Raw genomic sequence first — 25,214 nt, 5'->3', positions numbered from 1 at the left:
GAAACCCCACCAGCAACCGGCACCTCCGGCGAAACCCCACCAGCAACCGGCACCTCCGGCGAAACCCCACCAGCAACCGGCACCTCCGGCGAAACCCCACCAGCAACCGGCACCTCCGGCGAAACCTGACCGGCGACAGGGACGTCCGGGGGATCGGCGCTCTTCACATTGGGAGGGTACTGATTTCACACTCTGGGCAGTGAGGCGCACCACGCGGTCGTGGGCGGTCGGCGTGCAACGATGGCTGGCGTGACGACGATCGCAGACGGCTCGAAGGCCCTTCCGTTGCTGTTCCTGGGGCAGAACACGGACCCGCACTCCGAGCGTGGCGTCGAGTGCCCGGGAGCGCTTCCGCCGGCCTCCGACCCGGACCTGGTCGAGCGGGCGCTGAAGGCGAAGGCGGCGCTGGGCGACCAGGTGTTCGTGCTCGGGCACCACTACCAGCGCGACGAGGTGATCCAGTTCGCGGACGTCACCGGTGACTCGTTCAAGCTCGCACGGGACGCCGCAAACCGGCCGGACGCGCCGTACATCGTGTTCTGCGGTGTGCACTTCATGGCCGAGTCCGCCGACATCCTCACCAACGACCGGCAGACCGTGATCCTGCCGGACCTGGCAGCCGGTTGCTCGATGGCCGACATGGCGCGCATCCTGCAGGTGGAGGCGGCGTGGGACGCGCTCGCCGACGCCGGCGTCGCGGACGTCACCGTGCCGGTCACCTACATGAACTCGTCCGCGGACATCAAGGCGTTCTGCGGCCGCAACGGCGGCGTCGTGTGTACGTCGAGCAACGCGGAAACCGCGCTGGGCTGGGCCTTCGACAAGGGCGAGAAGGTGCTCTTCCTGCCCGACCAGCACCTCGGCCGCAACACCGCCGTACTCCAGCTGGGCCTGAGCCTCGACGACTGCGTCGTGTACGACCCGCACAAGCCGGGCGGCGGGCTGACCCGCGAGCAGCTGGCCGCGGCGAAGATGATCCTGTGGCGCGGGCACTGCTCGGTGCACGGCCGCTTCACCGCGGAGTCGGTCGACGACGTCCGTTCGCGCGTCCCTGGCGTGAACGTGATCGTCCACCCCGAGTGCCGCCACGAGGTCGTCACGAAGGCCGATCTGGTCGGGTCGACGGAGTACATCATCCAGACCCTGGAGACCGCCGAGCCCGGTACGTCGTGGGCCGTCGGCACCGAGCTGAACCTCGTGCAGCGACTGGCGAAGCAGCACACCGACAAGAACATCGTGTTCCTCGACAAGACGGTCTGCTACTGCGCCACGATGAACCGCATCGACCTGCCGCACTTCGTCTGGGCGCTCGAGAACCTGGTCGCCGGCCACGTGGTCAACCCGATCAAGGTCGACGCCGAGACGGAGAAGTACGCGAAGCTGGCCCTCGACCGGATGCTCGCCCTGCCCGGCAAGACGGCCCGCGACTAGTAGCCGAGGGCACCGAGCCGCGGCTCGCCGGCACGCCGAGAAGTCTCAGTGCGAGACGCGGGCCGGTGCGTACCACTCGGCGAGGATCTCGGGGAGCCGGTCGGGCCCCCAGCGATCGACCGGCGTGATCCGGCCGCGGAGCGACGCCAGGCCCTTGGCCAGCCCGCCGACGACGTCGCCCTGCCACGGCACACTCACGCCCTCGTCCGGGCCGACGATGACCGCCGGCCCGCCGCGATCGACGCAGACCACGGGACAGCCTGAAGCCAGCGCCTCGGTGACTGCCCAGCCGGCAGCCTCCCGGAGCGCAGGGGCGATGAGTGCGTCAGCGCGGAACATCGCCGCCAGCACGTCCTCCCGCGGCAGCGCACCCATGAACTCCACCCGATCGCGCACGCCGAGCTGCCACGCCAGCCCTTCGGCGCGTCCCCAGTCCGGACCGTCGCCGATGATGCGGAGCTCCCAGTTGGCCGCCTCGGGACGGGCCAGCGCACTGACCGCGAGCAGTACGCCCTTCCACGGGATCAACCGGCCGACGAACAGCGCGGTTTTGATGCCGGCGGCACCGAACGGCTCGTACGGACCGGAGGCGGTGAAGCGCCGGATCGCCACATTCGGCTGGACGACGATCTCCTTCGCGTACGGCCGGAACGCCTCCGCCACGTCGTTGTTCTGAGCAACCATCAGGTCGGCGGTCTGCGCCATCCGCCGCCCGGTCAGCCGGCGGCGCAGTCCGGTGTACGCACGGCGTACCAGCTCTCCCACGACGCCGCGCGGGCCGAGCCAGTGCGCCATCGCCAGCGGCGCGGTGGTCGATCCGCCGACCGGTCCCCAGATCACCTTCGCCGACGACTCCTCCACCACGCCGGCGCCCATCCAGTCCACGGCGAAGGTCAGATGATGGATCACATCGAACGACTGCTCGGCGTGCAGGCGTCGCGCCGTACGCCGGGCCAGGCCCTGCCACAACGGGTAGTACCAGTACACGTCCGACGGCCGGCGCCGCAGGCGCAGGATCCACCGCGGCATCTCCAGCGGTACGACGGTCAGCCCGGGCACCGGCCGGACCGCGAGCTCCGCGTCGATCTCGTGGAGGAACTTGCCGCGGGTCAGCAACCACACGTCGTGGTCCCGCGCGGCCGCCTTCGCCCACGCCCATCCCGCGCCCGGCTCGGACCCGCCGGTCGGCCGGCAGGCGTACGCGCTGAGCAGTACCTTCGGCCGGCCCGGCATCAGCTCATCCCCTCCAGAAGCCTGCGCAGATCGGTGCTCGAGGTGGAGGCGGTGTACGGGAAATAGTGCACCTGTGCGCCGACCTCACCCAGCAGCCTCTCCAGTCTCTTCCCCTTTTCCGTTCCCTTCCAGTCATCGCCCTTGAAGAGAACGTCGTAGCGCAGTTGTTTCCACATCTCGAACTTGTCGCTCGACCAGTCGCTGACCACCTCGTCGACGAGGTCGAGCGCTCGAATGACGTCCATCCGCTCCTGGTGCGGAACCACCGGCGGACGGCCCTTGATCCGGGCTACGACGTCGTCCTCGACCACACCGGCGATCAGGTGGTCGCAGTGCTCGCGGGCGCGACGCAGGATGTTCAGATGCCCGATGTGGAACATGTCGTAGACACCGGGGGCATACCCGACGAGCGCCATCAGGCCCGCACCCCCATGGCCGCCATCTCCCGGTACCACTTCGCGACGGCGCCCGCGAGGAAGAGCAGGTTCAGCACGAGCAGAGCGCCGTACAGCACGACGAACAGCGACGGTGTGCCGAACGCCAGGAACACCAGGCACAGCACGCCGTAGTCGGTCGGTGCGATGAGCAACGACTTGATCACCGAATCGCCGCGCTGGTTGGGTTTCGCCGCTGCGCCGTGGCGCCGCCGCAGCTGGTCGATCAGGATCAGCCCGAAGAACAGCACCGACGACAGACAGACGTAGGCGAGCGGGACGAGCAGGACCAACTCGTTGTCAAAGGCATCGAATCGGTAGAACGAGATCAGTACGGCGCTGTGCAGCAGCACGATCTTGACGGCGTCGATCATGTGGTCGAGCCACTCGCCCAGCGGCGACCCGCCACCGCGCAACCGGGCCAGCTGACCGTCCGCGGAGTCCAGCCCGTAGCCGAGCACGAGCAGCAGCGTCACGACCAGCGCCAGCAGGAACGACGGCCGAACCGTTGCCACCAGCACGATTCCCACCAGCGAGCAGAACCCCGAAGCCAGGCTGACCTGGTTCGGCGTCCGCCGCCCGAGGAACGCGGCCGCCGCGAACACGCGCCCGATCCGCCGATTCACGAACCGCGAGTACGCCGGAGTACCGGCCGACGGCTTCTGCGCCTGGGACAGCTGCGCGACCGTATCCCGCAACCCGCTCATGCGACCGAACTGCGTGACTGCCGCTGGTCGATCGCGGCGCGCAGGATCGGGCTGCGAGAGCCCCGGCCGGCCGGCAGGACGGTGATCAGCGCGGGCGGAATCCCGTCCAGCTCGTCAACGCCCAGCACTCCGTCGGTGCCAGTGGCAGCGAACACGGTATGTACCCCCAGTACGCCGGTCAGCCACTCGGACCGCACGTCGTCCACGGCAACTACTTCGTCGACGCACCGCAGGTGCTCGAGGATCTGCGCCCGCTCGAGCAGCGGCACGAACGGCTGCGCGCCCCAGGCCGCCATCGCCCACTCGTCGGACAGCACTGCCACCACCAGCCGATCGCTGTGCCGGCGCGCCCGCTCGAGCACGTCGACATGCCCGACGTGGAACAGGTCGAAGACCCCGGCCACACAGCCGATCCGCGGCCGGCTGATCCCGTTGCCCAAACTGCCATCCCCCAACACGAATTCCTGCGATCTTTCCGGCGCGACGCCGCCCCCTGCGTCCCGCGTGACTTTATACCTGTCCGGCACGGCGCGCCCAGGATCCTCGACGCGTCCGGCCGCTGTCGGCGTGCCGGGCGATCGCATCGGTATAAATCCTCTCCGTGGCCACCAGGTCACGCTCCGGAGTGAAGCGATCCAGGTACACCTGCCGGGCTCGTTCGCCGAAGGCTATCGAAGTCCGGGGATCAGCCACCAACCCGATCGCCTTGCGCAATCCCTCGGAATCACCGGGCACGGTCAATGCACCGGTTTCTCCGTCGTCAACCAGCTCCGCGAGCGCCCCGAGCCGGGAAGCGACCACCGGAACACCGTGCGCGAAAGCCTCTACCACCACGAGTCCGAAGCTCTCATACGAACGTGCCGGTACGACGGCGACGCGCGCGGATCGCAGCAGTTCCATGCACTCTGCCCACGGTCGTTGACCAAGCACCTGAACAGACAGGTCTTTTCTGGCCCGTTCGTCGGCCGCGGCCCGCAGCGGACCGTCGCCGACCACGATCAGCTTCCCGAGCGAGGAGTCCCACGCCTGCAGCAGATCCGCGAACCCCTTGTCCTCGCTCAGCCGCCCGAGGAACACCACACCATCCCCCGCTCCGCTACGCACCTCACCGGAGTGCGGCACGGCGTGCGGCTTCACCTCGAACTGCTCGGGGTCGAAGCCGGCCGCGGCGTACCGATCGCGGACGAACCCGGACGGCACGACGAAGGTGTCGACGTACCGCTGCCAGGTGTGCAGCGTGTTGTGGACGCCGATGCTCGCCGCCAGCGGCAACGTCTGCACGCGGGATTCGCGGTAGCAACCATGCCGCACCGCGGCCAGCGGAAGCTTGCCGACGCACGACTCGCACGGCGCCCCGTCGCGCTGCAGCACCGCGTTCGCGCAGAGCAGCCGGAAGTTGTGCAAGGTCGCGACCACGGGAAGGTCCAAGCGGTACGCCGCCCGCAGCACCGAGGCGCTGAACAACGGAAAAGTGTTGTGAACGTGCACCAGATCGGGCCGCTGCGCTTGCAATAGAAGTGTTAAATCGCGTTCCGCCGAAAATGACCAAACGGAGCGAAACGGTAACAGTGCGCGATCTTTCCGGCTCAACTGCGCGATGTCGTCGCTGTTTCGGGCGTAGAGGTCGATCTCATGTCCTGAGTTACGCAATAAATCAACCGTTTGCGCGACAACGGTGTTCTCGCCACTGGGTTGACCGGTCCGGTAACGGTTGTGCAACATGGCGACCCGCATGGCACTACCTTAAGTCCCGGCCTCGTCACGCAGACGGCTACACCTGGTTTCCCGCTCCCAGGAGAGTGCATTGAGGAAGTTGTGGTTCGCAGCGCTTATCGCTGCTGCGCTGGCCGTCGTTACAGTCGCGCTGCCCGTGATCGCCAACGAGAACAAGGCAACGACCGCGGCCAGGTCCGTGACCGCGGAGCAGGCCGCGTCCCGGGTGTTGCCCTCGAACCGGCCGGGAAAGACGACCACGACTCCCGGCAAGCCACAGCCGAAGGCCACCCACAGCACCGCGGCGCCCTCGAAGAAGCCGGGCGCGTCGACGACGCCGACCAAGAAGCCGACGACCACTCCGACCGAGCCGGTCGAGCCCAAGCTCCCCACGACCCCCACCGTTGACTCGGACGAGGCGGGCCCGGCCGTCGCCGGTCCGTGTGTGGGCACGGTGATCGAGCCCGGCGACGACGCCCAGTCGATCGTGAACTCCAAGCCCGCCGGTACGACGTTCTGCTTCGCGGCCGGCCTGCACCGGATCAGCTCGACGATCCGCCCGAAGGCGAACCAGGTGCTCGCGAGCTCCAAGCGCGCCGTCCTGACCGGATCGGTCCCGCTGACCGGGTGGACCAAGTCCGGGTCGGCCTGGGTGGTGCGGGGCGCGCTGCCGGCGGCGTACGGCAAGAGTGGTGAGTGCGAGGACAACAAGGCGAACATCTGCTACCTGCGGGAGCAACTGTTCCTCGACGACGTTCACCTGACCCGGGTGGCCGGCGTGTCGGCGGTCAAGGCCGGCACGTTCTACGCGGACTACGGCGCGAACGCGATCTACCTCGGCAGCAACCCGGTCGGCCACGCCGTGGAGATGTCGAAGACGGCGACCGCGATCGAGTCGAACGCGACCGGGGTCGTGGTCCGCGGCCTGACCATCGAGCACTTCGCCAGCGCGCCGCAGGCGGGTGCGCTGGTCTCGGGTCCCGGCTGGAAGGTCACCGCCAACGACGTCCGCTGGAACCACGCGGTCGGCGTGATGCTGGTGAAGGCCAACAGCGCCAAGGTCGACAAGAACCTGATCCACCACAACGGCCAGCTCGGCCTCGGCCAGTACAGCTCGGCCGCGGCGGCCGTCACCCGCAACATCATCAGCTCGAACAACACCGACGGCTTCTGGATCGCCGACTGGGAGTCCGGCGGCATCAAGTCCACCCGCTCGTCCGGCACGGTCAGCGGCAACGTGATCAAGTCCAACAAGGGCGTCGGGATGTGGGCCGACGTCGCCGACGACGGCCGGGTGATCAGCGGCAACCAGATCGCCGGCAACGCCGCGGACGGCATCCGCTACGAGATCAGCCGCAACGGCACGATCGAGGGCAACACGGTGACCGGTAACGGCTTCGGCACCGGCCGCGGCTCGGGTACGTCGCTGTGGGACGGCGGCGGGATCAACATCAACACGTCGTCCGGCATCACGATCAAGGGCAACAAGGTCTCGGGCAACGTCAACGGCATCGCGATCCAGTCCCGGACGCGTGGCAGCGGCCCGTGGGGGACGTACCTGCTCCGCGACGTACAGGTCACCGGGAACACGATCGAGATGACCGCCGGCACCCAGGCGACCGGCATGGTCCAGAACGCCGGCGCCGCAGTACCGGCCGGTGAAGTCGTTTTCAGCGGCAACAAGTACGTGCTGGACGACCTCGGCACGCAGCGGTTCAGCCGGTTCGGCGCGAAGCTCACCGCGGCCGGCTGGCAGTCGGCGGGGCTCGATGCCGTCGGCACCTTCCTCGCAAATTGAGCACGGCCTCGCGAACTGATCGCTTGCTCACCGCAACATAGTTGTGCGCTACGTATTGCCATGACTACGTGATGTAGGGGTAATCTGCAAAGCGAAGCCGCGCCATGGGGGGTGCGCTCAGGGCTCACCTGTGCCACCGGAGGCTCCGCTATGAAGAGAGCAGTTCTGGCAATAGTTGCGATCAGCACCAGTCTGGTTGCCCCTGGCCCCCTGCCCTCGCAGGCTGCCACGACACCCGCCACACCGCCCGCGGACGGGACGTTCCGCACCGGACCGTCACTGGCGCCAGCCTGCAGCGGGGTCACCATCAAGACCACGGACAATGCCGCCCAGGTCGTCGACGACTGGCCGTCCGGTACGACGTTCTGCTTCGCGTCCGGGCTGCACCGGATCACCGAGACAATCCATCCCAAGGCCGACCAGGTGCTCGCGAGCGACGACGGCGCCGTACTCACCGGATCCGTGCGGCTGACCAAGTGGGCGCTGTCCAACGGCGCCTGGGTGACTACCGGCGCACTGCCGCCGGCGTACCCGCAGACCGGCCAGTGCGAGGACAACAAGGCCAATATCTGCTACCTGGGCGAGCAGGTGTTCTACGACGGCAAACATCTGACCCGGGTGGCCTCGCGCGACAAGGTTGCCCGCGGCACCTTCTACGCCGACTACGCCGCCAATGCGATCTACCTCGCTGACATCCCGGTCGGGCACGCCGTGGAGATGTCGAGTACGCCGACCGCGATCGAACCCGGCGGGAACAACGTCACCGTGCGCGGTCTGACCGTCGAGCACTTCGCCACTCCCCCGCAGGGCGGAGCGGTCGTGCTGGGCCTCGGCTGGCACGTGTACGCGAACGAGATCCGCTGGAACCACGCGATCGGCGCGATGCTCCAGAACGCGGACAGCGCCGTACTCGAGAAGAACTGGATCCACGACAACGGGCAGCTCGGCGTCGGGCAGTACAGCACGCTGAAAGGCACGATCTCGGCCAACGACATCAGCGACAACAACACCGACGGCTTCTGGATCGCCGACTGGGAGTCCGGCGGCGTGAAGACGACCTGGTCGAACGGCGGATCGGTGACCGGCAACCTGATCCAGGACAACCGCGGCATCGGGCTGTGGAGCGACGCGTACGACGACAGCCGCACGTTCAGCAACAACCAGATCATCGACAACGCCGCCGACGGGATCCGCTACGAGATCGGCCGCAACGGCGTGATCGCGGACAACTCGATCAGCGGCAACGGCTTCGGCACCGGCCGCGGTTCGGGTACGTCGTTGTGGGACGGCGGCGGGATCAACATCAACACCTCGTCGAACGTCCAGGTCCGGGACAACGTGGTCGCGAACAACGTCAACGGCATCTCGATCCAGTCCCGCACCCGCGGCTCCGGCCCGTGGGGCACCAACGTGCTCCGCGACATCGTTGTCTCCGGAAACCAGGTGACGATGCGCGGCGGGACCACCGCGACCGGCATGGTGCAGAACTCCGGCGCGGCGATCCCGGCGGGCGAGGTCAGCCTGAACGACAACGTGTACATCCTGGACAGCCTCGCCGCGGAAAGGTTCCAGAAGACCGGTCAGTGGTACACCGCGCAGCAGTGGCGCGCGACCGGTCAGGACACCGCGAGCGCGTTCACCATCGGCAAGGCGATCCTGGACGCGACCGGTGTGCTCACGATCCTGCCAGCAGAGAGCTGACGTGCTCGACCAGCAACTCGCGGAACACCGCTGAGTCGCGTAGGTCGAGCGTGAACACGGAGTCCACGGCTAGCAGTGCGTCGACCACCTCGGCCGGCTCGGAGACGCCCGCGACCGCGGCCTTGAGCTTGTCGGACTGCGGGTCGTCGAGATCCGGCGTCCGCAGTACGTAGACCATCCAGGCGGCGACGGCGAGCGAGATCGTGCGCGGCTCGGCGCCGGCGGCCAGACGGTCGCGGACGGTGCCGAGCATGCGGACCGGCAGCTTGACCGAGCCGTCCATCGCGACTTGGCGGGTCCGGTGCTTCAGCGCCGGATTCGCGAACCGCTCCAGCACGCTCGCGCCGTACGCCGCGAGGTCGAGTCCGTCGGGAGGGGTCAGGGTCGGTACGACGTCGTCGGTCATCAGCGCCCGCGACAAGCGGGACAGCTCCTCGTCGCGGACCGCCTCGGCGATCGTCTCATAGCCGCGCAGTGCGCCGAGGTAGGCGAGCATCGAGTGGGTGGCGTTCAGCATCCGCAGCTTCGCCTGCTCCCACGGCGCGACGTCCGCAGTGAGGACGGCGCCACCCTGCTCCCAGGCCGGACGGTCGCCGGCGAAGTCGTTCTCGATCACCCATTGCAGGAAGGGTTCCGCGACCACGACGGCCTCGTCGCGTACGCCGAGCAGTCTCGCCGCTTCGGCACGGTCGTCCTCGGTCGTGGCGGGCACGATCCGGTCGACCATGCTGGCCGGGAACCTCGTCGCCTCGAACGTCTCCGGAACCTTGCCCAGGGCATCGAAATAGTCGGTCACCAGCTTGCGCAGGAACGGGCCGTTGGCAACCAGGTTGTCGCAGGACACGATCGTCAGCGGCTCCTCGCGCCGCGCGATCCCGGCAGCCAGCTGGCCGACGACGGTCCGCGGCGGACGGCCGGTCAGGTCGGCCTGGATCTCCGGATCGTCCAGGTTCAGCCCGGTGCCGGTTGCGCGATAACCCTTCTCGGTGACGGTCAGCGTCACCACGGTGACCGTCGGGTCCGCGATCCGCGCGACCACCGCGTCCGGATCCTCAGGGGCGGTCAGTACGTCGCGGATGCTGCCGATGACCTGGACGGTCGGATCACCGAGGCCGCGCTCCAAGACGGAGTACAGCCCGTCCTGCGGGGCCAGCTGGTCGCGGACGGTGGCGGAGCGCTGGCTGACGCCCGCGATCCCCCAGCGAGTCTCGCCGGTCGCAACCGCCGCTCGCTCGGTCACCACCGCCTGGTGGGCCCGGTGGAAGGCGCCGAGGCCGAGGTGGACGACGCCGACCGACAGCGCGTGCGGATCGATCTCGGGCGCGAGGGGCAGGTTGGTGAAGCTGAGCCTGGTCAAGCGACGGCACCTTCAATCTGAGGGTTGGGTTCGTGGTGCTGGTCCGGTGCTGTCCCGGACGATCAGTTCCCCGTGCAGTTCCCCGTGCAGTTCTCCGTGCAGTTCCCCCCGCAGTTCCCCGTCGGCGCCGGCCGAGGCGGCGGTGCTCTCCGGGTCGTCGAGCATCGTGAGCAGCAGCTCCACGGCGATCCGGCCGGCCTCCTGCTTCGGCAGGCGGACCGTGGTCAGCGCCGGTCGGGCCATCGACGCCATCGCGATGTCGTCGACGCCGACCACGCTCAGGTCGCCCGGCACCGAGAGTCCGCGAGCGTGCAGGCGGGCCAGCAGACCGATCGCGACGAGGTCGTTGTACGCGACGACGGCGGTGGCGCCGGTCGCGATGACCTGGTCGGCGGCTGCCATGCCACCCTCGTACGTCGGGGCGAAGTTGCCCACCGGGGCGAGTTTCGCGCGCAGCTCCTCTGCGGCGTTGCGGAGGCCGAGGCCGCGGTGCTGGGTGGACCAGGACTTGGCCGGGCCGCCGACCCAGGCGATCCGCTGGTGGCCGAGGGCAACAAGGTGGGCGACGGCCTGGCGCATGCCGCCCTCGTTGTCGTAGGTGACGCCCGGAATCCCCTCGGCGGCACGGTTGACGAGGACGACGGTGGTGTCCTGGGCGATCGCCGCGAGTTCGTCGTTGCTCGCGCGGGGCGAGCACAGGATGACGCCGTCGACCTGCTTGGACAGGGCACGCACGAGTCCGGCCTCGGCTGCCGGGTCCTCGTCGGTGTCTGCGACGAAGACGGAGACGTCGTGGCGGCGGGCGCGTGCCTGCACGCCCTTGGTGACGCCGGCAAAGAACGGGTTGGCCAGATCCGGTACGACCAGGCCGATCGTCCCGGTCCGCCCGGTGATCAGCCCCCGAGCCGCTCGGTTCGGCTCGTAGCCCAACTGGTCGACGGCTGCTGCAACCCGCGCTCTCGTCGCCGCATTCACCATGCCCGGCAACGACAACGCCCGAGACACCGTGGAAGGCGACACACCCGCCAACCGAGCCACATCCCGAATAGTCGCCGCCACACCCACCTCCATCACCCACCGAGCCAACCGAACCCCATCCGAGGAACCGAAACCCACCCGAGCCCGAGCCCGAGCCCGAGCCCAGCCGAGCCGAGACCTGCCCGACCCGAGCCCAGCCCACGGCCGGTTGCGCCCATTCCCTCCCCCGCCCCGAGCGAAGCGAGGGGCGGGGGAGGGTCGGATTGAGTCTGCAATCGGTTGCAAGCTGTGTCAAGCGATCGGGGTTTGGACGCTTGCTTGTGCTGACAACCTCCGACTGCAATCCTTTGCAGGATACGTTTCAGCCCATCGCATCGGAGGACCTATGTCGAAGGCTCTGCAGCCTCATCCGGATCGTGCTTTCCCGGCCGGGGAGGCGCGTGCGGTCGCCCGCCGGATCCACGCTTCGACGAAGGACCTGCCGCTGCTCTGCCTGCACGGGCATGTCGACATCGGGCTGTTCGCCACCGACGCGCCGTTCGGCGACCCGGCCGAGCTGCTCGTCGTCCCGGACCACTACGTGACCCGGATGCTGGTCTCCCAGGGAGTCTCACCCGACAAGCTCGGCCTCCCCCGCCGCGACGGCCAGAAAACCGCCGAGCCGCGGGAGATCTGGCGTGAGTTCTGCGCGAACTGGCACCTGTTCCTCGGCACCCCGAGCCGCTACTGGCTCGAGCACGAGTTCGCCGAGGTCCTCGGTATTACCGTGCACCCGTCCGCCGACAACGCCGACGAACTGTACGACCAGATCACCGCACGCCTCGCCGAGCCCGAGTTCCGCCCACGGGCCTTGCTCGACCGCTTCAACATCGAGCTGATCTCCACCACCGACGCGGCCACCGACGACGTTGCCCAGCACGCGACGCTCGCCGCGGACCTGCCTGGCCGCGTCGTCCCGACCTTCCGCCCCGACGCCATCGCACATCCCGACCGCGCCGGCTGGCCGGAACTCATCGCCCAGCTGGGCACATTGGCCGACGTCGACACCACGACGTACGACGGATTCCTCAAAGCGATCCGGCAGCGGAGGCAGGCATTCGTCGCGGCCGGTGCGCGCGCCACCGACCACGGTCACCTGAGCGCGGCCGCCGTACCGCTGTCGGATGCGGAAGCGGGCCGGATCTACGCGAGTGCGTTGAAGGGCGACGTGACGGCTGACGACGCGGCGGCGTTCGCGGGCCACATGCTGTACCAGTCGGCGGTGATGTCGGCCGAGGACGGACTGGTGATGCAGCTGCATCCCGGCGTACTGCGGGATCACGACCCGGCGATCTTCGCGACGTACGGACCGGATCAGGGGCACGACATCCCGGTGGCGACCGAGTTTACGCGGTCGTTGCGGCCGCTGCTCGAGCGGTTCGGGCACGCGGACGGCTTCCGGATCGTGCTGTTCACCGTCGACGAGACCGTCTACTCCCGGGAGCTCGCGCCGCTGGCCGGCGTGTACCCGGCGGTCCGGTTGGGTGCGCCGTGGTGGTTCCTCGACAGCCCCGACGGCATGCGGCGGTTTCGTGAGCTCGTGACCGAGACGGCGGGCTTCTACAACATGTCGGGGTTCGTGGACGACACCCGCGCGTACCTGTCTATCCCGGCCCGCCACGACCTGGCCCGGCGGATCGACGCCGGGTACCTCGCCAACCTGGTCGTACAGCACCGCCTCGACGAGGACGACGCGTTCACCGTCGCGAAGGCACTCGCGTACGACCTGGCGAAGGACACGTACCTCTAGAGCAGGTAGTCTCACGCAGATCTGTTCGCCGGGGGCGGGGACAGCACCGTCGGGTGTGTGAAGGGACCTGGATGAGGCGTGGGGTTGTCGTGGCCGTTGGTGCCACGCTGCTGATGGTGTCGGGTTGCTCGGGCAAGGGAACAACCGAGCCGCCCAAGTCAGCGCCGTCCGCGACCACGACCGTCACCGTCCCCACCGCTCCCCCGACCGCAGCAGCCGCCGTACTCGGACCAACCGGCCCGAGTACGGCGAAGCCCTGCAGCGGCACGAACATCCCGGTAGGGACCGATCCGCAGCCGATCATCGACGCAGCGCCGCAGGGCACGACATTCTGCTTCGCCAAGGGTGTGCATCGGCTCGCACGCCCGATCCAGCCCCGCAGTAACGACACGCTGGCCGGCAACGCCGGCGCAGTCCTCAGCGGCTCCGTCCGGCTCACCGGATGGAAGCGAGAAGGCACCGGCTGGGCGGTCCATGGCGCACTGCCCGCTGCGTATCCGCTGAAGGGGCAGTGCGAGGACAACAAGACCAAGCCCTGCCAGCTCGGCGAGCAGGTCTTCCAGGATGGCAACCACCTGACCCGCGTCATGAGCCTGAGCCAGCTCAAGCCAGGCACGTTCTTCGGTGACTACCAGGCCAACGCCCTGTACCTGGGCGACGACCCCACCGGCCACGTCATCGAGATGGCGAAGACCCAGACCGCGATCGACAAATCCGCGGACAACGTCACGGTGACCGGCCTGACCATTCAGCAGTTCGCCAGCCGCCCGCAGGCCGGCGCGCTGCAGGCCGGCGCCGGGTGGAAGGTGACCGCGAACGAGGTCCGCTGGAACCACGCCGTCGGCATCATGGTGATCGAGGGCGACAACACCGTCGTCAGCCGCAACACCGTCGCCGACAACGGCCAGCTCGGCATCGGGCAGTACAAGTCGGCCGGCGTGAAGATCACCGCGAACCTCGTCACCCGCAACAACACCGACGGCTTCTGGATCGCGGACTGGGAGACAGGCGGGATCAAGTCCACCCGCTCGTCCGGCGAGGTCAGCGGCAACGACATCATCGCGAACCGCGGCATCGGCATGTGGAGCGACATCGCGGAGTACGACCGCCGGATCACCGGGAACCGGATCCGGGACAACGCGGCCGACGGCATCCGGTACGAGATCAGCTACTCGGCCGTCATCGACCAGAACGTTGTCGAGCACAACGGGTTCGGCACCGGCCGCGGGTCGGGCGGCACGCTCTGGGACGGCGGCGGCATCAACGTCAACACGTCCTCCGACGTACAGGTCCGCGGCAACCTGATCAAGGACAACCGCAACGCCTTGTCGATCCAGTCCCGCACCCGCGGCGACGGTCCGCGAGGCACCTACGTCCTGCGCAACGTCCTCGTCGAGGGCAACCTGGTCGTGATGAGCGACGCGGCGTCGTCCCTCGGCGTGGTGGAGAACAAGCGTTCCCCCACGCAGCCCGGTGCGATCACGTTCCGCCGCAACAGCTATCAGGGCGCCGACCACTTCGCGTACCGGGGGAAGACCATGACCTGGTCCGAGTGGCAGCAGTCCGGCTTCGACCAGGACTCAGTGAGCAGCTAACACTCGTCTTCGATGCCGGATCCGGTCGGCGTCGCAGATGGCAGCGGCGACCAGCAGGTGCACGGTCATCGACGACAAGTCGGACAGGCCGCTCTCGTTGAGCGAGGCGGCGGTGACATAGGCCAGCAGCAGCGCGCCGGAGGCCCGGATGTACGGCGTGGGCGCGCGCAGGACCGAGACCCACGCGACGATCAGCGCGACCGCGACGATCGCGACCGCCAGCAGACCGGTCTCCCAGTAGAGCCCGAGCCAGCTGTTGTCGATCGCCATCACGTCGACGTCGCCCTCGCCGCGGGTCAGCAGGACCCGTTTGTTGCCGAGGCCGTGGCCGATGATCGCGGTCTGCGTCGACACCTTCTCGTCGACGACCGCCTGCCAACTCGTCGTCCGGCCGCTCAGCGAGGCGATCTGCCGCGTGCCCTGACCGCGCAGCAACCAGGTGTGCAGCGACCCGATGGTCAGGAACGCGAGCCCGAGCAACGCCGGCACCGCGAGGCACGCGATCCGGCCGAGCCAGGTCTTGCGGGTGATGATCAGCGCCACCACCAGCCCGAAGGCGAGCGCGGCCGCCGACGTCCGGGTGCGACTGGCGGCGATCAGGACGCCGCCCAGCCCGATCAGCACGACGGCCGGCAGCACCGACAACTTCCGGCAGACCAGCCCGATCAGCGCCAACCCGAGCAGGATCGCCCCGACCTCACCGACGCGCGGCGGCAGCATCGGGATGATGACACCCTGCAGCCGGGACCCGGTGCCCAGCGAGCTCAGCGGCCGCCAGGCCTGCCCCGGGTCGTAGACAACGCTCAGTACGACGGTTGCCGCCAGCAACAGGTGGGCCCACAGATGCGCCCGCACCAAGCGCTCCGGCACCTCGACCAGCGGCCGCCACAGCAGGAAGATGAACAACAGCCCGATCAGGAACCGGGCCAGCCGCGTCAACGGCCCCATCGGCTCCGCCAGCAGGAAGGCGGTCGCACACGCGAACAGCACGTACATCACGTACAGCCAGCTGGCCGGATTCACCCGGGTCCGGAACCCCGGCTTGGTCGCCGCGAGCGCGACCAGGAAGACCACCCCGAGCAGCACGCCCTTCGCGACGCTGTTCGTGGACCCGGTCGTGCCCTGCGGCGCCGCGACCCGCGACGACCAGGGCTGTACGCCGAGCACGAACAGGCACCACAGCATCAGCCAGAACCAGGCCGGCCGTTGGATCTCGCCCTCGACCGTCCCCGGCACCGCCGGGGCCAATCGATGCGCGCGCGAGTAGGTGCTCTGCATCAGCGCATCGGCGGAGCCGGGTCCAGCGGCTTGTAGTTCAGCGGGATCCCGAGCGTCTCGTCCTGTGACGCCGCCCCGATCAGTACGACGCCCAGCACCGGTGCGCCCGCGAACTGCAGCGCACCGGTCAGTCGCGCGACGTCCATCTCCTTGTCGAGACCGACCTGGACCACCAGCACGGACGCGTCGACCGCGGCGGCCAGCGGCGCGATGCCGTGCCGTCCGACCGAGGCCGGGCCGTGGATCACGACGGAGTACCCCGGCGGCAGGTCCGCCACGATGCCGGGCACGAGCGACGGGCCGACCGCCTCGGCGGTCTCCTCGTGGTTCAGGCCGGGCGGCAGGACGTACAGGTCCGCGACCGTCCCCGGGCGGAACAGCTTGCGGGCCCGGATCGCCCGGGTCGCGGCCGGCTCCATCACCAGGTCCGTGAGTCCTTCATGACCGGTGAGGTGCGGCAGCACCGGCGTACCCTCGATGTCGGCCAGGACCAGCAGGGTCTCGCGGCCGTCGCGGGCGTTCGCCTCGGCCATCGCGAGCGCGATGCCGGCCGAGTTCGGCGTGGGGGACGCCGAGACCACCAGCAGTGCGCCCGGGCCGCCGCCCGCGAACGCGCGTGGGCTCAGCTCGCGACGCGCCAGCGCACCACTCGCCTCGGCCCCCAGCGCGGTGATCTCGTACTGCGGGAGCTCCGGGGCCGACCGCTGCCAGAACCGGCGCCGATGCCCCTCGGAGGCCGCGATCACGGGCGAGCTCGTCGCTCGCGCCGCCTGGTCCCGGGTCAGGATGTACGGCGTCAGGTGCGACCGCAGCAGCGCGAGACCGAAGCCGAGGACCAGACCGAGGATGCCCCCGACGAGGATGTCGCGGGCAACGATCGGCGACGAGCTGGCGGTGTCGGTCGTTGCCGGCGTCACCAATTGGCTCCCGGCGCCGACCGTGGACAGCGCCTTGAGCATCGCGGCCGCGTCGTCCGCGGCCTGCCGGGCCTCGGTCGCGAGGCCGACCCGCTGGTCGCGCAGCGCCGCCGCCGTCTGGTTGTCGCCGCGGCCGACCGCCTCGTCGATCTGGCTGACCAGGCTGCGGGACTGCTGGGTCGCCGTCTTGGACCTGGCCTGCGCCTGCTCGGCCAGGTTGGTGAGCAGAGCCTTGGCTTCGGTGTTGCGCTGCGCCAGGTAGATGCTGGAGATCGCGTTGGCCCGCTCGACCGCCTTCTGCGCCGTCGGCCCGTCGGTCGTGACCAGGTAGGCGTTGTCGGTGACCGCCTTCACCCGGGTCACCGACGCCAGCTCCTGGATGGTCTTACCGTCGGTCGGCATGCCGAGCTGCTTCACGACGGCGGCCAGCAGCGTCGGGCTGGCCATCACGCGGGCCTGAGTCTCGGCCGGCAGGTCCATCCCGAGCGGGCCGGTCTTGTCGGCGCCGTCGGACAGCTTCCCGACCAGCGCCGGCGGCACCGCCGGGCCGATCACCAGCTGGCTCGAGGCGGTCCACCGGGTCGTCTGGGAGAGCGCGAACACGGAGGCTCCGAGCAGTCCGAGCACGATGCAGCCCATGATCAGCCACTTCTGCCGCAGCAGAGACTGAGCGGTTTCCCGCCAGACCACGGTGCCCGGTTCCATTGCCTACCTCACTCCGTTGACGCCAGCGCCTCAGGATATAGGCACCGGAATGTGATCACAGCATCTCCTCCCGTGCCCTACTCTCTTCTCGGGGGAATCTGGGGTTATCACTTTTATGTCCGAGGGGGGACATCGCAGCATGACGAAGAGACGACTGTTCACGCGGCTGGGGATCGTGGGCACTCTGCTCGCCGGTGCGCTGGTGGTGGCGTTCGCGCCACCCGCGCAGAGCATCGAGGCCTCGCTCTCGGCGATCAACAGCTCGACCTGGCAGACCAACGCCAGCGTCCAGGGCATCGCCGTCGCCGCCGGCAAGGCGTACGCCGGAGGCCGCTTCACCAGCGTCCGGCCGCCGGGCGCCGCTGCCGGGACCGGCGAGGTCGGCCAGGCGTACCTGGCCGCGTTCGACGCGACCACCGGCGCACTGGTCACCACGTTCAACCCGGTGCTGAACGGGCAGGTCTACGCCGTGGCCGCCTCCGCGGACGGCTCGCGGATCTTCGTCGGGGGTGACTTCACCACCGTCAACGGCCAGACCCGGAACCGGATCGCCGCCTTCGACACCGCCACCGGCGCCCTGGTCGCGAACTGGAAGCCGTCCGTGTCCTACCGGGTCAAGACGATCGCTGTCTCCGGTACCACGGTGTACTTCGGCGGCTCGTTCGGCCTGGTGAACAACCTCACCCGCAATCGGCTCGCCGCGGTCACCACCGACACCGGCACGCTGCTGCCGTGGGCGCCGGACGTGAACGGCGACGTGTACGCCGTCGACGCTGCCGATGACGCCTCCAAGGTGTACGCCGGCGGCCAGTTCAGCACCGTCAACGGCACGAACCAGAACACCGTGACGAGCCTCGACCCGGTGAGCGGCGCAGTACTGCCCTTCCCCGGCGCGTCCGCCGTACCGCCGCCGAACGGGTCCTGCACGACCCGGGTGAAGTCGATCGACGCCAGCGGCGACACCGTGTACTTCGGGAACGGCGGTGACGGCGGCGGCTGCTTCGACGGCACCTGGGCGGTCGACATCGCGACCAACACGCTGAAGTGGAAGAACCAGTGCCTCGGCGCGACCGAGGCGGTCAAGGTCGTCAACGGCTGGCTGTACAAGGGCTCCCACGCCCACGACTGCGCCAACCAGGGCGCCGGCGGCTTCCCGCAAGGCTTCGACTACCGCTTCCTGCTGAGCGAGAAGCTGTCCGACGGCTCGCTCGGCCCGTGGTACCCGAACACCGACGCGGACCCGAACAGCGTGACCAACGTCGGTCCGCTGGCGTTCGCGACCAACGGCAGCGACCTCTGGGCCGGCGGCGACTTCCTGCACGTCAACGGGGTCGCGCAGCAGGGTCTGACCCACTTCACCAACGCTGCCCCGGGTGCGGCACCGGCCAAGCCGGCCAAGCTGCTCCCCTACAGCGTCCAGCCGGGCGTCGTGCAGATCCACTTCCCGACCGTCGTCGACAACGACGACAGCACGCTGACCTACCGGCTGCTGAAGGGCTTCAGCAACACCACGATCGCGACCTGGACGGCCAAGTCCACGCCGTGGTACCGGCCATGGCTGAGCTACACCGACACGTCCTCCGCGCCCGGTGAGTCGACCAACTACCGCGTCGAGGTCACCGACGGCAGTACGACGATCCGCGGCAACTACTCCGACCCGATCACGGTCGCATCGACCGCATCGACGGCGTACGACCAGATCGTCAACGCCGACGGGCCGCAGGCGTACTGGCGGCTCGGTGAAGCGGCCGGTACGACGACGTCGGTCGACTCCTCGGGTCAGAGCAACAACGGCACGTTCACGGGCGTGACGCTCGGCGGCGCGGGTGCAATCGCGGGCAACACGGCGATGACGACCAGCACGACCACCGGCCGGATGGTCGGCGAGAAGGCGGACAGCTTCCCGCAGCAGTTCACGGTCGAGGCCTGGGTGAAGCAGAGCGGTATCGGCCGCGGCGGCCGGATCATCGGCTTCGGCAACGGGAAGACCCAGAGCAGCGCGATCAACGACCGGATGCTGTACATGCGGACCAACGGCTCGATCGTCTTCGGCGTCAACGACGGCAGCCAGCGCACGCTGACCAGCCCGTCCGGCAAGAACGACGGGCAGTGGCACCACGTGGTCGGCACGTTCGACAACGGGATGATGAAGCTGTACGTCGACGGCGTCCTCAGCGGCAGCTCGCTGGTCGGTCAGGCGTCGCTGTACTACGGCTGGTGGCGGGTCGGCTACGACCTCACGAACTCGTGGCCCGGCGGCGGCGCGACCCAGACCGGAATGGGGATCGACGAGGCGGCGGTCTACCCGTACGCGCTGACCCCGGTACAGGTCCAATCCCACTTTGCTGCAAAGTGAAAAGGCCGCTTTCTGCAAGGTTTGGCACAAAGCTATAACGCGGCTGGGAGGCCCGCTTCCGGTGGGCCTCCCACAGCGGTAATGTCCGCCGCTGGTGCGTGATGAGGCACGCGCTGTACGCCCCCGCCTGTCGAAGGACATAAATGAAGAAGTTAGTGCTGGCCCTTGTCACCGCAGCGGCTGTCGTGGCCGCGGCGTTGATTCCCTCGGGACCGCCGGTGGAGGCGGCGACTCCGGGCTTCGCATCCGCCGTATCCGCCATCAAGCAGCCGTCGTGGCAGACCAACAACAGCGTGAACGCGCTGGCGATCGCCGGGAACACCGTGTACGCCGGCGGTCTGTTCACCAGGCTCCGGCAGCCGGGTATGGCGTCGGGTCAGGCGCCGGAGACGCTCCGCAGCTACGTCGCCGCCTTCGACCGGACCACCGGCAAGCCGACCGCGTTCGCGCCGACCGTGAACGGTCCGGTCTACGCCATCGCGACCAGCCCGGACGGCAAGTGGGTGGTGATCGGCGGCGACTTCACCATGGTGAACGGCCTGCGGCGCAGCAAGATCGCGATGTTCAGCGTCGCCACCGGCAAGCTCGTGCAGGCCTGGGACCCGGTGGTCGCGGCCCGCGTGAAGGCGTTGGCGATCTACGGCAACAGCGTGTTCATCGGGGGCGCGTTCGGCAAGATCGACGGGGCGGTCCGCAACCGGCTCGGCGCGGTCCGGCTGATCCAGGGCGACCTGCTGCCGTGGAACCCGAACGCCAACAACGACGTCTACGCGATCGACGTGTCCGACAACGGCACCCGGGTGTTCGTCGGCGGTCCGTTCAGCACGATCAACGGCAAGGACCACTACTCGCTGGCGATGCTGAACAACACCACCGGCGCGGCCTTCGACTTCCCGGCCGCGGCGGCGATCCCGAAGCCGACCGCCACCTGCACGACGCGGGTGAAGGACATCGACACCCTCGGCGACAACGTCTACGTCTCCAACGGCGGTGACGGCGGCGGCTGCTACGACGGCGTACTCGCGGCGCAGGTCTCGACCGGCAAGCTGCTGTGGCAGAACAAGTGCCTGGGCGCGACCGAGGCGATCAAGGCGATCGGCAACTGGCTCTACAAGGGCTCCCACGCCCACGATTGCTCGTCGTCTCCCAACGGCTTCTCCAACGGCAGCGGGACGCACTACCTGCTGGTCGAGAGCGCGATCAACGGCAACCTCGGACCGTGGTTCCCGAACACCGACGCGAACCTGAAGAGCACCACGAAGGTCGGTCCGCTGGCGATGGCCGGCACCGCCACCGACCTGTGGGTCGGCGGTGACTTCCTGCACGTGAACGGCAAGCTCCAGGTCGGCATCACCCGGTTCACGAACGCGCCGGGCGGCGCGGCTCCCGCCGTACCGAAGGCGCCGACGCTGAGCGCGACGACGTCCGGCCGGGTCTACGTGACGTACTCCGATGTGTACGACCTGGACAACCTGACGCTGACGTACAACGTGTTCCGCGGTTCGCTGAACGTCGGGTCGCACGCCTACACGTCGTACTTCTGGCAGGCGCGGAAGTCCTACCAGGTGGTGGATCGCGGCCTCAAGCGCGGCTCGACGTACGCGTACCACATCGAGGTACACGACGGCCGCAACATCATGAAGGGCGCCACCGCGAGCGTAAAGATTCCTTAGCTCGCAGCCGCGGCGCGGCCCTGAGCCGTCACCCGCGCCGCCACCGTTGAACGTCTCAGGGGTCAACCCCGCGGACTGTCGGTTGCGGAGGAAGAATCCTCCGGTCCAACCGTCAAGCCACGGGGTTGACCCCTGAGACGTGCGTGGGCGGCGGGGTAGGGCCGGGGGGTTGTCCACAGGTGTCGGGGTGGGGGATGCGCCGGACCTCGTCGATCGCTGATCCTTGCGGGATGAATCCGATGCTCGCCGTGGTCGCCGCAAGCCAGGGTGGCGTGTTCAGCCGGGCGCAGGCGTTCGCTTGCGGGTACACGCCGCGCGGGATCAGGGACCGGGTCCGGGGTGGACGATGGTTGCGGGTGCGCTACGGACAGTACGCCGAAGCCGCTGACCTGAGCCGACTCCCTCCCTGGGAGCAGAAGTTGGCTCGGCACCGACTCCTGGTGTATGCCGTCATGAACGCGATGCGCCCCGGAGCCGTTGCCGTCAGCCACCAATCGTCCCTGCTCCTGCACGGACTGCCCTTGTGGGGCGTCGACCTGTCAGAGGTGCACGTCAGTCGCCTGGACGAACGCAGGCACAGCGGCCCAGTCGCAGGGGTCCGCTATCACCGGGGCGTTCTGACAGCCGACGAACTCGTAACGGTGGGAGATCTGACCGCGACGGCTCTGCCCAGAGCTGTTGTCGAATCCGCCTGCGTCGCGTCGTTCGAGTCCGGCGTGATCTTCGCTGATGCGGCGCTTCGCGATGGCAGGATCGACCGGGACGACCTGCACCGACTGCTTCGACTCACCGAGTTCTGGCCGGGAAGCGCCACGGCCCGGGCCGCGCTCAGCTTCGCGAACGGCCTGTCGGAGTCGGTCGGAGAGTCTCGGCTGCGGGTCCTGATGCACAACCAGGGCCCGCCCGCGCCGGAGCTCCAGGTCCTCTACCACGATCGGGACGGGATCATCGGACGTGTCGATTTCGATTTCTCCGAATACAACACCGTCGTCGAGTTCGACGGCAGACTGAAGTACGCCGGAGCTTCGAGCGACGTACTCGTCGACGAGAAGATCCGCGAGGACCGACTGCGCGCCGCCGGACGCGAGGTCGTGCGCGTCATGTGGCCGGACCTGGACCGCCCGACCCGGACCGCCGCTGACATCCGGGCCGCCTTCGCCCGATCCCGCCGTACCGCCTGACCCCGCCGTACCGCCTGACTCCGTCGTACTGCGTGACGCGACGTACCGCATGATCGCCGATCCCCCGGCCCATCGCACATCTGCCGCGGGCCGCCCCCCGTTCGTCTCAGGGGTCAACCCCTGAGGTTGTCGGTTGGCCTGCCTGAATCCGAGGGGCCAACCGACCTGCTTAGGGGTTGACCCCTGAGACGAACACGGGCGGTGCCCGGGCGGGGCGGGCCGGGGTTTGCCGGCGCGGGCGGGGTGGGCCGGGGCGGGCGGTGCCCGGGTGGGTGGGCAGGGTGGGGTTAGGGGGTGGCGCGGCGGTGGGCGGCGATGGCTCGGTGGGCTTCGTTCCACCACAGGAGCAGTGTGGTGAACGAGGCGCCGGCCAGCCCCCACGCCGCGCCCTTCGGGCCCCACAGGTAGGCGCCGCCGATGCCGCAGGTGATCAGGATGACCGACGAGATCAGGCGGACGCGCAGGCCGCGAGTGGCTGCGGTCAGGGCCCGCATGATCGCGAAGGCGCCCGCGTTCGAGGCGCCCAGCGCCTGCAGCAGGATGACGGGGATCAGGACGCTATGAGCCTGTGTCCACACGCCGGGACCGAGCAGTTCACGGCCGACAACGGCCGGTAGCAGAAGGAAGACAGCGCCCCACGCGAGCGCACCGGCTCCGACGCCGAACGAGATGGCCAGGCCGACGAGCCACAACCGGCGGTACGAGTGCCGCAGCGCACGCGCTGCTTCGGGTACGGAGATCATCCGGATGCCCTGGTTCAGCACGTTGACCGGGCCGAGCAGTACCTGCGCGCCGCGGATGCCCGCAGTGGCCACCAGACCGGCGGCCGCGGTGATGCCGAGCATGTAGACCTGGATCGTGCCCGAGACCGCGAGCATCTCGCCGACGTACTTCGGGCTCAGGTCCCAGTTCCGCTGCACCCATTCACGAATCAGCTGCCTGCGTGGCGATACGCCGGCCTGGAAGCGACCCGCGATCGCGGCGATGACCGCACCGAGCCCCCAGCCGAACGTGAGGCTGAAGGCCGACGTCGTACCGGTCAGGTAGAGGCCGCCGAAGATCGCGAGCATCGCCAGCAGCCAGATCAGGTCGTTGACGAACGCCTTGTTGCCCTCGCCCACGACGAAGAAGGCCCAGCGCCAGGCATCCTGCAGCAGCAGGCCCGGCATCGTCACCGCGAAGGCGATCAGCACTCCCTTGGACGGGACGCCCGGGAACGCCGCGATCGCCAGGCCGACCACCATCGCCAGCAGGCCCGTCAGCAAAGCGGTTGCCGTGCTCGCCCGGACTGCCCGCTGCCATTCAGGCGTTCGATCGCCGGAGTGGCGGACGGCAAGGGGTTCCGTGGAGACCGCCCGGGACACGTTCAGCGCGATCGTGTAGCCGCCGAAGGCAAGGGCATAGATGCCGAAGTCGGCCACCGTGCTCGAGCGAGCGACGACGACCCCGACCGCGAGGTTGCTGAGACTCGACAGCCCCTGGTCGGCCAAACCCCAACTGGCGCGACCGGCCGGTCCGGCCAGCCGACGCAACTTCGGCCGCCGGAACTTCACCGGCTCACTCTAGAGCGGACGCGGCGGATGACGGAGAACGCCTACGAGGAAACGCGGGATGCCCAGCACATAGCGCTTCCACAGCCGACGCGGTTCCTTGTACAGCCGGTAGCTCCACTCCAGCCCGGCGCGCTGCATCCACAGCGGCGCGCGGTCCAGCCGGCCGGTGTGGAAGTCGAACGCCGCTCCGACGCCGATCAGGATCGCGGCGTTCAGCCGGTCGCGGTGATCGGCCATCCAGCGCTCCTGCTTCGGCGCGCCGAGCCCGACCCAGATGATGTCCGGACGCGCCGCGTTCATCCGGGCAACCACGGCGGCGTCCTCGGCCGCGGTCAGCGGCCGGTACGGCGGGCACTCGGTGCCGACGACCTTCAAGGCCGGGTGACGCTCCTGGAAGACGTCCCGCAGCTCCTCGGCCACACCCTCGGCGCCGCCGTAGAAGTACTGCGTCCAGCCGCGCTGAGCCGCCTCTGCCATCACCCGCTCGAGCAGATCCGGCCCGGCGACCCGGTCCATCTGGTCGAAGCCGGCCTTGTGGCCCGCCCAGACCAGCGGCATACCGTCCGGCACCGTCAGCCCGGCGGTGTTGTAGACCTCGGTGAGCCGCTCATCGGCGCGCGCGTGCAGCAGCGCGTTCATGTCCGTCACGCAGACCAGTTCGCGGTCCTGCTGGTCGATCCAGCGGGCGAACGTCGCCACGGTGTGGTCCGGATTGGTGATGCTGACATGGATGCCGAGGACATCGACCCGGTCGGCCTGAACGGGGTGGCCGTACCTGGTCGACGTAGTCGTTGCTTGCTGCACATCGGTCATCC

19 protein-coding genes are annotated in these 25,214 nt (G+C 68.9%); 8 read left to right on the top strand and 11 right to left on the bottom strand.

What is annotated here, in order from left to right:
* Window positions 1-249 precede the first annotated feature (249 nt).
* Complete coding sequence (gene nadA, locus AB0J62_RS10380; protein WP_363866960.1) at window positions 250-1,431, top strand: quinolinate synthase NadA; 1,182 nt, start codon at window positions 250-252, stop codon at window positions 1,429-1,431.
* A gap of 45 nt (window positions 1,432-1,476) precedes the next feature.
* On the opposite strand, the gene AB0J62_RS10375 is transcribed toward nadA, so the two are convergent.
* The 5 genes from AB0J62_RS10375 to AB0J62_RS10355 form a co-directional block, all read right to left on the bottom strand.
* The gene (locus AB0J62_RS10375; RefSeq protein WP_363866957.1) at window positions 1,477-2,664 is read right to left on the bottom strand and encodes a glycosyltransferase; all 1,188 of its coding nucleotides are present in this window, start codon (window positions 2,662-2,664) and stop codon (window positions 1,477-1,479) included.
* Window positions 2,664-3,080, bottom strand: coding sequence for an adenylyltransferase/cytidyltransferase family protein (locus AB0J62_RS10370; RefSeq protein ID WP_363866954.1), 417 nt, complete (start codon window positions 3,078-3,080; stop codon window positions 2,664-2,666). Before AB0J62_RS10370 ends, AB0J62_RS10375 begins: the two co-directional genes overlap by 1 nt.
* Window positions 3,080-3,805 carry a CDP-alcohol phosphatidyltransferase family protein gene (locus AB0J62_RS10365; RefSeq protein ID WP_363866951.1) on the bottom strand — a complete coding sequence of 242 codons (726 nt, stop codon included), beginning with the start codon at window positions 3,803-3,805 and terminating at the stop codon, window positions 3,080-3,082. The genes AB0J62_RS10370 and AB0J62_RS10365 overlap by 1 nt, the downstream gene beginning before the upstream one ends.
* The gene (locus AB0J62_RS10360; protein ID WP_363866948.1) at window positions 3,802-4,245 is read right to left on the bottom strand and encodes an adenylyltransferase/cytidyltransferase family protein; all 444 of its coding nucleotides are present in this window, start codon (window positions 4,243-4,245) and stop codon (window positions 3,802-3,804) included. The genes AB0J62_RS10365 and AB0J62_RS10360 overlap by 4 nt, the downstream gene beginning before the upstream one ends.
* Window positions 4,246-4,315: 70 nt before the next feature.
* Window positions 4,316-5,539: a glycosyltransferase family 4 protein gene (locus tag AB0J62_RS10355; protein WP_363866945.1), complete on the bottom strand. Its 1,224-nt coding sequence runs from the start codon at window positions 5,537-5,539 to the stop codon at window positions 4,316-4,318.
* Window positions 5,540-5,609: 70 nt separating this feature from the next.
* Between AB0J62_RS10355 and AB0J62_RS10350 the strand changes: the two genes are divergently transcribed.
* On the top strand, window positions 5,610-7,316 hold the full coding sequence (locus tag AB0J62_RS10350; RefSeq protein ID WP_363866942.1) for a right-handed parallel beta-helix repeat-containing protein: 1,707 nt from the start codon (window positions 5,610-5,612) through the stop codon (window positions 7,314-7,316).
* Between the two features lie 150 nt (window positions 7,317-7,466).
* A complete protein-coding gene (locus AB0J62_RS10345) occupies window positions 7,467-9,017 on the top strand; it encodes a right-handed parallel beta-helix repeat-containing protein (protein WP_363866939.1) in 1,551 nt (516 codons plus the stop codon).
* Here the strand turns inward: AB0J62_RS10345 and AB0J62_RS10340 are convergent.
* Both AB0J62_RS10340 and AB0J62_RS10335 read right to left on the bottom strand, forming a co-directional pair.
* Window positions 8,992-10,374 (bottom strand): mannitol dehydrogenase family protein, encoded by a 1,383-nt coding sequence (locus AB0J62_RS10340; RefSeq protein WP_363866936.1) that lies wholly within the window; start codon window positions 10,372-10,374, stop codon window positions 8,992-8,994. The genes AB0J62_RS10345 and AB0J62_RS10340 overlap by 26 nt on opposite strands.
* Window positions 10,375-10,386: 12 nt before the next feature.
* Window positions 10,387-11,445, bottom strand: a complete 1,059-nt coding sequence (locus AB0J62_RS10335; RefSeq protein WP_363866933.1) for a LacI family DNA-binding transcriptional regulator — start codon at window positions 11,443-11,445, stop codon at window positions 10,387-10,389.
* A 292-nt stretch (window positions 11,446-11,737) separates the two neighbouring features.
* Between AB0J62_RS10335 and uxaC the strand changes: the two genes are divergently transcribed.
* Both uxaC and AB0J62_RS10325 read left to right on the top strand, forming a co-directional pair.
* On the top strand, window positions 11,738-13,141 hold the full coding sequence (uxaC, locus tag AB0J62_RS10330) for a glucuronate isomerase (protein WP_363866930.1): 1,404 nt from the start codon (window positions 11,738-11,740) through the stop codon (window positions 13,139-13,141).
* A 71-nt stretch (window positions 13,142-13,212) separates the two neighbouring features.
* A complete protein-coding gene (locus AB0J62_RS10325) occupies window positions 13,213-14,736 on the top strand; it encodes a right-handed parallel beta-helix repeat-containing protein (protein ID WP_363866927.1) in 1,524 nt (507 codons plus the stop codon).
* Here AB0J62_RS10325 and AB0J62_RS10320 read toward each other — a convergent pair.
* Together AB0J62_RS10320 and AB0J62_RS10315 are read right to left on the bottom strand one after the other, a co-directional pair.
* Window positions 14,722-16,014: a hypothetical protein gene (locus AB0J62_RS10320; RefSeq protein ID WP_363866924.1), complete on the bottom strand. Its 1,293-nt coding sequence runs from the start codon at window positions 16,012-16,014 to the stop codon at window positions 14,722-14,724. The genes AB0J62_RS10325 and AB0J62_RS10320 overlap by 15 nt on opposite strands.
* Window positions 16,014-17,636: a Wzz/FepE/Etk N-terminal domain-containing protein gene (locus AB0J62_RS10315; RefSeq protein WP_363866921.1), complete on the bottom strand. Its 1,623-nt coding sequence runs from the start codon at window positions 17,634-17,636 to the stop codon at window positions 16,014-16,016. The genes AB0J62_RS10320 and AB0J62_RS10315 overlap by 1 nt, the downstream gene beginning before the upstream one ends.
* A 139-nt stretch (window positions 17,637-17,775) precedes the next feature.
* Here AB0J62_RS10315 and AB0J62_RS10310 point away from each other — a divergent pair, with 139 nt between their 5' ends.
* From AB0J62_RS10310 to AB0J62_RS10300, 3 genes are all read left to right on the top strand, one after another.
* A complete protein-coding gene (locus AB0J62_RS10310; RefSeq protein ID WP_363866918.1) occupies window positions 17,776-19,992 on the top strand; it encodes a LamG-like jellyroll fold domain-containing protein in 2,217 nt (738 codons plus the stop codon).
* Between the two features lie 143 nt (window positions 19,993-20,135).
* Window positions 20,136-21,665, top strand: coding sequence for a fibronectin type III domain-containing protein (locus AB0J62_RS10305; RefSeq protein ID WP_134097987.1), 1,530 nt, complete (start codon window positions 20,136-20,138; stop codon window positions 21,663-21,665).
* 230 nt (window positions 21,666-21,895) lie between these two features.
* Entirely contained in the window at window positions 21,896-22,846 is a 951-nt protein-coding gene (locus tag AB0J62_RS10300; protein WP_363866915.1) for a type IV toxin-antitoxin system AbiEi family antitoxin domain-containing protein, read from the top strand.
* A gap of 287 nt (window positions 22,847-23,133) precedes the next feature.
* Here AB0J62_RS10300 and AB0J62_RS10295 read toward each other — a convergent pair whose 3' ends face one another.
* Window positions 23,134-24,399, bottom strand: a complete 1,266-nt coding sequence (locus AB0J62_RS10295; RefSeq protein WP_363866912.1) for a hypothetical protein — start codon at window positions 24,397-24,399, stop codon at window positions 23,134-23,136.
* Window positions 24,400-24,408: 9 nt separating this feature from the next.
* Window positions 24,409-25,212 carry a WecB/TagA/CpsF family glycosyltransferase gene (locus tag AB0J62_RS10290; RefSeq protein WP_363866909.1) on the bottom strand — a complete coding sequence of 268 codons (804 nt, stop codon included), beginning with the start codon at window positions 25,210-25,212 and terminating at the stop codon, window positions 24,409-24,411.
* Window positions 25,213-25,214: the final 2 nt, after the last annotated feature.

Origin of the sequence: Kribbella sp. NPDC049584 (assembly GCF_040675555.1) — a bacterium.
Lineage (GTDB): Bacteria > Actinomycetota > Actinomycetes > Propionibacteriales > Kribbellaceae > Kribbella.
This window is presented reverse-complemented; position numbering and strand designations above follow the sequence as displayed.

Excerpts from the sequence above, each read along its gene's own strand:
- AB0J62_RS10355 (WP_363866945.1), bottom strand. The coding sequence starts at position 5,539 with ATGCGGGTCGCCATGTTGCACAACCGTTACCGGACCGGTCAACCCAGT.
- AB0J62_RS10345 (WP_363866939.1), top strand. The coding sequence starts at position 7,467 with ATGAAGAGAGCAGTTCTGGCAATAGTTGCGATCAGCACCAGTCTGGTT.
- AB0J62_RS10365 (WP_363866951.1), bottom strand. The coding sequence starts at position 3,805 with ATGAGCGGGTTGCGGGATACGGTCGCGCAGCTGTCCCAGGCGCAGAAG.
- AB0J62_RS10370 (WP_363866954.1), bottom strand. The coding sequence starts at position 3,080 with ATGGCGCTCGTCGGGTATGCCCCCGGTGTCTACGACATGTTCCACATC.
- AB0J62_RS10375 (WP_363866957.1), bottom strand. The coding sequence starts at position 2,664 with ATGCCGGGCCGGCCGAAGGTACTGCTCAGCGCGTACGCCTGCCGGCCG.
- AB0J62_RS10290 (WP_363866909.1), bottom strand. The coding sequence starts at position 25,212 with ATGACCGATGTGCAGCAAGCAACGACTACGTCGACCAGGTACGGCCAC.
- AB0J62_RS10315 (WP_363866921.1), bottom strand. The coding sequence starts at position 17,636 with ATGGAACCGGGCACCGTGGTCTGGCGGGAAACCGCTCAGTCTCTGCTG.
- AB0J62_RS10320 (WP_363866924.1), bottom strand. The coding sequence starts at position 16,014 with ATGCAGAGCACCTACTCGCGCGCGCATCGATTGGCCCCGGCGGTGCCG.
- AB0J62_RS10325 (WP_363866927.1), top strand. The coding sequence starts at position 13,213 with ATGAGGCGTGGGGTTGTCGTGGCCGTTGGTGCCACGCTGCTGATGGTG.
- AB0J62_RS10305 (WP_134097987.1), top strand. The coding sequence starts at position 20,136 with ATGAAGAAGTTAGTGCTGGCCCTTGTCACCGCAGCGGCTGTCGTGGCC.
- AB0J62_RS10300 (WP_363866915.1), top strand. The coding sequence starts at position 21,896 with ATGAATCCGATGCTCGCCGTGGTCGCCGCAAGCCAGGGTGGCGTGTTC.
- uxaC (WP_363866930.1), top strand. The coding sequence starts at position 11,738 with ATGTCGAAGGCTCTGCAGCCTCATCCGGATCGTGCTTTCCCGGCCGGG.
- AB0J62_RS10310 (WP_363866918.1), top strand. The coding sequence starts at position 17,776 with ATGACGAAGAGACGACTGTTCACGCGGCTGGGGATCGTGGGCACTCTG.
- AB0J62_RS10335 (WP_363866933.1), bottom strand. The coding sequence starts at position 11,445 with ATGGAGGTGGGTGTGGCGGCGACTATTCGGGATGTGGCTCGGTTGGCG.